Source organism: Cyanobacteriota bacterium, assembly GCA_027618255.1.
GTDB lineage: Bacteria > Cyanobacteriota > Vampirovibrionia > LMEP-6097 > LMEP-6097 > JABHOV01.
The window spans coordinates 1-6,718 of sequence record JAQCFG010000085.1 but is presented as its reverse complement, the minus strand read 5'-3'; the positions used below and the strand labels follow the sequence as shown (position 1 = coordinate 6,718).

Genomic DNA, 6,718 nt, shown 5'->3' with positions numbered 1-6,718 from the left:
GATAACTGGTTCTTGAGCATCTGCTTTTAAAAGTGCTTGAGATTCATCTCTATTAGTTTCTTCAAATCCAGTAAAATTATAGGCGGCATAATCTAGAGGATCCCCCTCGTGTTTAGGACTTATTGTCCCAATATGGCATAAATCTCTTGGTGTTATTGGTTGTTGTATTTTGTAGCTCATATTGTAATCTCCTATATCTTACTGCCAGTAGATAATAGCAAAGCGGCTTGCTACTTGTCAATACCGGATTGAACTATTTTTTGTATTGCTAATGCCACTTAACAATACCAGTACACTGTAGTATCACTGTCTTTACAATTGGATCTTTGGCTTTGTTTTTGGTCAATCGGGACATCTCTGTGCTCATTACATCCTTAATTGAGACATGACTGTCCCGATTGAGGGTATAATGGGTACAGAAATGTCCCGATTGGAGTTTGGAAGTCAAATTTGGAATCGAATCTTAACCAGCGTCAAATATACATACTCGAAGTTTTAGGAGAGAAGCTTAGCGTTAGCATTGCTGAGCTTAGAGCCGCAGTTACTGATGTTAGTCAAAAAACCCTTGTTAGGGATTTGAACTTTTTGCAAGAACAAGGTTTGGTGAAGCGAGAAGGTCAGGCAAAAGCAACTAATTACTCTCTGCTGCCATTATATAAGTTGACTAAAGTTATTGATAAACAAACTTACTTTGATATAGAACTAGACTTAAGAAAAATCCAGCAACGATTTGAGCATTCAATTTTCAACGATCTTCAAGAGAGCTCTGAAAAAATATTCACTCAGTCTGAATCGAAACATATTGATGAGTTGACTAAAAAATATCAACTTAGCAAATCTGAATTAAGCCAGGGGCTTATAAAGAAAGAATTTGAAAGGCTTACTATTGAACTAGCTTGGAAATCATCTAAAATTGAAGGCAACACATATTCCTTGTTAGATACTGAGGCTCTACTTAAAACAGGTATCTTAAATCCCAATCATAGTCAGGAAGAAGCACAGATGCTTCTTAATCACAAGCAAGTTTTAGATTACTTGCTTGAAAATTCATCTACTTATAAGAAGTTGAGCTTGAGTAATTTAATAGACTTACATAATTTAGTTATTGATAAATTAGCTATTGATCAGAATATCCGTAAGAAATTAGTAGGCATTACTGGCACAAGCTATAGACCTCTTGAAAATGAATTTCAAATCAAGGAAGCTTTGGAGAAGACTTGTGTCTTAATTAATCAGGAGGGCACAGTTATTGCTAAGGCTTTGTATAGCTCAGTTTTATTTCCATATATTCAAGCATTTGAAGATGGTAATAGGCGAACAGCGCGTATGGCTACAAACGCAATTTTGATGGCATATGATTATTGCCCTCTTTCATACAGAAGTATTGATATTCAGGACTACAAAAAATCGATCTTGCTCTTTTATGAACAAAATAATCTTAGGTATCTTAAGGAGCTTGTGATTGAGCAGTATGAATTTGCTGTTAATAATTATTTTTGTTAGTTGTTGATGCTGGCAAATAATTAATGCAACTTTGCAATATCAGTAGTCATAGTCTCACTATCTTTAAAATCCCCTGAACTAATAATTGGATCTCGTTCTTTGTGTTTCTGGTGCCACCAAGCAACAAAGGCTTCGACGACTTCTGGGTCAAATTGTGTACCAGAAAAACGAATGATTTCTTCAAGTCCTTCCTCCGGTGAGCGCGCTGGCATATAAACTCGATTGGTTGTCATAGCGTCATAGGCGTCAGCTACAGTGGTGATTTTGGCAATGAAGGGAATGTCCGCTCCGTCAAGTCCGTGCGGATAGCCCTTGCCGTCCATGCGCTCGTGGTGAAACAGAATCGGTTCTAGACAGCGTTTGAGCGTCGGTACTTGAGAAATGATATTGGCGCCCAAAATGACATGGGTCTTCATGATGGTGAATTCTTCAGAAGTTAATGAGCTTGGTTTAAAAAGTACATCATCCTTGATACCAATCTTGCCGATGTCATGTAATAGTGATCCACCTTCAAGATTGAAGCGATCTTCATCAGTTAAACTGAACATACCACCTAGATCTTTGGACATCTTATATACCCGGTAGCTGTGGCCACTGGTATATGGATCCTTGGTCTCTAGCGAGTAGATCAGGGCTTTGGCAATATTGTAAAATTCTTCACTCATATTTTTTTTTTAGGCCAAAACAAAAAAGACTCACTGAGCCATTCCACCTACATATATAATATTATGTTTTTAATTTTAAGAAAACATTAAATAGAATGTTTTTTGCGACTTAATCGTACAAAGTATAGTTCTAGCCAAAATAAATATGTAATACGTGTTTTACTGGGATATAATAGGAAGTATTCTGCAAAACTAAGTTAGGTTAGTGATGTCGACAGATTTATTGAAAATGCGTGAACTCCTTACAATTGCACTTATATTAAGTTTGAACTTGCCAGCAGGGGCTTATTCAGCGCAGTCTGATGTTACCAGCCTAATTAATCAGGGGATTACCTATCATAGTAATCGCAATTTTGTCTTGGCAATCCAATCATTTGCTAAAGCCCTGGATCTTGATCCTGAAAATATACAAATCAAGCAAAACCTCAGTATCGCCCATAACAACTACGGTAAATACCTAGCTGAGAGGACTGACGGTGCTGGTGCTGCTCGTGAGTTTAGAAATGCGCTTTATTACAACCAAGAAAACGGAGTTGCCAGAGACAATTTGAATTACAAACTCAAAGATCTTGAACAATCTGTTGATGATCAAAACAAAAGAATTTTGCAAGCGAAACAAGAAAGATTGCAAGAAAATTTTTATGCTGCCATTGCTGAGTTGCGTGAAGCAAATAGAATTCAAAAAACAGTCGAAGCCTATGTTGAGATTGGAACCAACTATCATTTGCTTTCTTTGAAATCACCTCAGGATCAAACCTATGTAGGAAATGCAATTGAAGCGTTTAATGCGGCAATGACAATTAATCCTAATGATGCTCGTCCTTACGTTAAGCTCGGTGATGTTCATGTTGCGATTGGCAAAATTAATCAAGGGATTGATTACTACGAAAAAGCAATTCAAAGAGATCCAGGCAATAACGATGCTCAGTCTGCTTTAGTCAATGGTTGGCTGGCTGCAATTAGAATTGCGCCGCATCTTGCAAACAATCATATTGGACTTGGTACTGCTTATCAATTGCGCGGTGACTTTGTCCAAGCTGAACGTAGCTTCCGTAGAGCCTTGCAGATAGATCCAACTAATAGGCTTGCTTTGGGAGGTCTTGATACTTTAAAAGAAGACAGAATTAAAACACAAGTGAATTTGTTTCTTGATCGAGCTGTCGTGCTGCAAAAACAAGGACAACTTGATGAAAGTTTGAGTCACTACATCAAAGCGCTCAATCTTGAACCAACCAATCCTGATATTCATTACAATATTGGAACAGCGTTTCAAGCCAAGGGTGACATGGTGCGCGCGCGCAAAGCCTATGCCAAGACATGCGAACTCTTTCCTGATCATGTGGAAGCGAAACAAGCACTTGCAGCACTTGGTGTAGAAGAAAAAGAACAACAAATTGCTGAAGCATTTAAGCAGGCAATTGCTTACCAACAAAAGGGTGATTACAGATCCGCAATCTCAATCTATGAGAGGATTAGCGTTGATAGACCAGCTGACGATAGTTTGTTTTATAACATGGCGGTTGCCTATCAAGCATTGAATGAATTAGATCAGTCAATAACTAATTATCACAAAGCCTATGCAATCAAACCAGATGAGTCTTACTCTGAAGCGATTCGTTCTGTGGAAATTGCGCAAGCTAACGCATTACTAACTGAGGCAATTAACCTTCAGTCAGAAGCGAAGAACGATGAAGCGATTACACTGTATCAAAAAGTCGTGAAGCTGGTACCTGGAAATGCCAACGCTTGGTATAACTTAGGCACGGCTTATCAATCTGTAGCTAAAGACTCAAGTGCACTTAATGCCTACCAAAAAGCATATGACTTAGATGAGGCGAATCAAACCGAAGCAGTTTTCTTCTCCGCTTTGATTCTTGAAGATCAACGTAAATTAATTGAAGCTATCGAGCTTTATAATAAATATCTTGGTCTTGCTCCTACTGGAGACTATGCTGGTGAGGCTAGAGAGCGTCAAGAATACATCAAGAGTTTCTTGTAATGACATTTTTCATTCTTAAGAAAATCCTTTGTTGCTTTGTTAATTCAAGCTCTTGTGTTAAGATCTTTGCTGTTCAGGGCCCGTAGCTTAGTTGATGGCGACTGCGCAAGCAGGAGCAGTCATAAAGGGTCCGCCTCCTTTAACTGGGGTTAGCTAAAAATCGCGAGATAATCGTGATCTCACACAAGGGCCCGTAGCTTAGTTGGTAGAGCGCCTCGCTTGCACCGAGGAGGTCGAAGGTTCAAATCCTTTCGGGTCCACCATTATAAAAATAAATATCCTCGCCTTTTAAGGTGAGGATATTTATTTTTGTGGGGTAGCAGGATTTGAATCTTCGACCGGTTGTCGAAGATATCGGGGTCGTGACAAAACCGGGTGCAAGATTGACTACTGGTGACCCCCGATAGCAGCGTAAAATTGCATCGCAATTTAGCTGCTTAAATCCTTTCGGGTCCACCATTATTTATAAATCGACCTCCTCTCCGAGGCTTATCACAAAACGATACTTAATCGTTTTGCTCAAGCGTTTCGGGGTTCACCGTTGAGTTATGGAGAAGAGGGTTACGATACTTTTGTATTTGATAAGTCCAAAGGAGAATTTGCCTAAAGCTGATACTCTAAAAGTCTGAAAACTTGCGGTCATACACATAGTATCTGGATTTCTGGGGACCTTAGCCTAAGCTACTAATCTAATAAAAACCCTAAAAATTTTGATTTAACTGCTTTTTAACCCTTAGATGCTAAAAAAAATTAATGCGACCATTAGGCAACAATAAAATAGGATTAGTTGCTAATAATAGTGAAGATCAATCTCGTTCCAGTGCAAGTTCTCATGATCAGACTAATGCAAAACGAAGATTGCGTAATACTGCAAGTAGGTTGTCAGCAAATATTCGTGAGCAACGTTCTGATTCTTTTGCTCAGCCCAACTTAAGAAGAGCTACTAAAAAAGAAATTGATTTGATCAATAAAGAAATAGAGAAAGAAGGTTATCCCGTACCAGATCCCAACTTAAGAAGAGCTACTCAGAAAGAAATTGATTTGATCAAGAAAGAAATAGAGAAAGAAGGTTATCTCGTACCAGATCCCAACTTATACTTAAGAAGAACAACGGGTGAAGAATTAGCAGAATTCATTGATGGAAATAAAGAGGCAGGGGCTTATGACATTGATGGTAATGGCAGAACAAGTCCAAGTAGTGATGGAAATTTGATCTTGCTCTACTCAATGGGCGTAAGAGGAGATGCTCTAAAACCGTTTATTGATGGAGATGCAAGTGTGGAGGACGTTGAAAAGAAATTAGAGCAATCCTTTAAGGAGGGGGCTTTTGATGTAAACAATGACGGAGTCTCTGGTTATAGAGATGCGCAAACTATACTTGCTAGACTTTTTAGTCTGCCGAGTAGCTCTCTTCCAGGGTTTATCCAAGGAAATAATAATACAGGACCAGGTGTTGAAAGGTTTATCGACGAGCATAAAGCTGTAGGAGCTTATGACATTGATGGAGATGGAGAAACCAATGCTGCTACTGATGGAACTTTGATATTTCACTACTTGCAAGGACAAAGAGGTGCAGATCTTCAACCTTTTATTGTTGGAAACACAACTGTCAAGGAAGTTGAACAGCGTTTACAAGAAGCTGTTGAACGAGGATCTTTTGATGTAGATAACGATGGTATGGCAGGTTATAGTGATGGACTTTCTATATACTTGAGATTAGCAGGTTATAGTGGAGAGGAGATCTTGGAAAGGCTAGAATGGGACAAGGGATTCATTCCAGGACCTGATGTTGGGCAAAGACCTATTGAAGACGGGTTTATTCCAGACCCACGTTTAGAACCTTTACCAATAGATGACGGATCATATCCTGTGCCGGACGTTAGACCTAGAGATCCAATGATAGATATTGCTTGATATTTAAGAATAATTCATATAAAACTAGATTTTAAAATTGTCACAACTAAGATTATAAGTATTTAACTGGCCATTTTATTCTCAATTCATTACAATTATCCTCATGAGATATTTTATTTACTGCCGTAAATCTTCCGAAGAGGAAGATAGACAGATGCTATCTATTGATGCTCAATTAGGAACTTAGGGTCAAGTCCCCACAATCCAACATTTTAAAATTTCACCAAGAATCGTTTAAAAATCCAAATCAGGAATAGACCTTAACCAAAGTGTGCGTTGTGCGGGATACGACCCTGAAAATCGAAAGCTCTCAAATCTGAATCTTTTATCCACTCCCGAAATTGATCAAAATATATTTCAATAGAGTTTTTAATCTTATAAAGATATTCAAGACTATCATATTCTTTTCTTTTTAAACCATCAGATCTATCAAGAACTTCATCAAGACATTCATTAGCATAGATTCTACTGAGAACCTGTTTACATAGATTTTTAAAATCCTTTCTATCATGTTTCATCTCGTGGTATTAATCGTCAGGATTTCTTTTATGATTTAGATCAGACTCTACATCTTGCTCAAGCGTTTCGGGGTTCACCGTTGAGTCATGGAGAAGAGGGTTGGTATCTCCCCTGAAGG

The 6,718-nt window shown here is 38.4% G+C and carries 6 protein-coding genes and 1 tRNA gene; 4 read left to right on the top strand and 3 right to left on the bottom strand.

The annotated features are described in order from the left end of the window. On the bottom strand, nt 1–180 hold a 180-nt coding region (locus O3C63_09205; protein ID MDA0773102.1), incomplete at its 3' end, for a hypothetical protein. A 270-nt stretch (nt 181–450) separates the two neighbouring features. On the opposite strand from O3C63_09205, the gene O3C63_09200 reads away from it, so the two are divergent. Beyond that, entirely contained in the window at nt 451–1,503 is a 1,053-nt protein-coding gene (locus O3C63_09200) for a Fic family protein (GenBank protein MDA0773101.1), read from the top strand. Between the two features lie 20 nt (nt 1,504–1,523). Here the strand turns inward: O3C63_09200 and O3C63_09195 are convergent, their stop codons facing one another. Next, nucleotides 1,524–2,168: an HD-GYP domain-containing protein gene (locus O3C63_09195; GenBank protein ID MDA0773100.1), complete on the bottom strand. Its 645-nt coding sequence runs from the start codon at nt 2,166–2,168 to the stop codon at nt 1,524–1,526. Nucleotides 2,169–2,397: 229 nt separating this feature from the next. On the opposite strand from O3C63_09195, the gene O3C63_09190 reads away from it, so the two are divergent. The 3 genes from O3C63_09190 (at nt 2,398) to O3C63_09180 (ending at nt 6,081) form a co-directional block, all read left to right on the top strand. Beyond that, nucleotides 2,398–4,167 (top strand): tetratricopeptide repeat protein, encoded by a 1,770-nt coding sequence (locus O3C63_09190; GenBank protein ID MDA0773099.1) that lies wholly within the window; start codon nt 2,398–2,400, stop codon nt 4,165–4,167. 187 nt (nt 4,168–4,354) lie between these two features. Beyond that, a tRNA-Ala gene (locus O3C63_09185) sits at nt 4,355–4,430 on the top strand. 490 nt (nt 4,431–4,920) lie between these two features. Beyond that, nucleotides 4,921–6,081, top strand: a complete 1,161-nt coding sequence (locus tag O3C63_09180; protein MDA0773098.1) for a hypothetical protein — start codon at nt 4,921–4,923, stop codon at nt 6,079–6,081. Between the two features lie 260 nt (nt 6,082–6,341). Here the strand turns inward: O3C63_09180 and O3C63_09175 are convergent, their stop codons facing one another. Continuing rightward, entirely contained in the window at nt 6,342–6,599 is a 258-nt protein-coding gene (locus O3C63_09175; GenBank protein MDA0773097.1) for a hypothetical protein, read from the bottom strand. Nucleotides 6,600–6,718 lie beyond the last annotated feature (119 nt).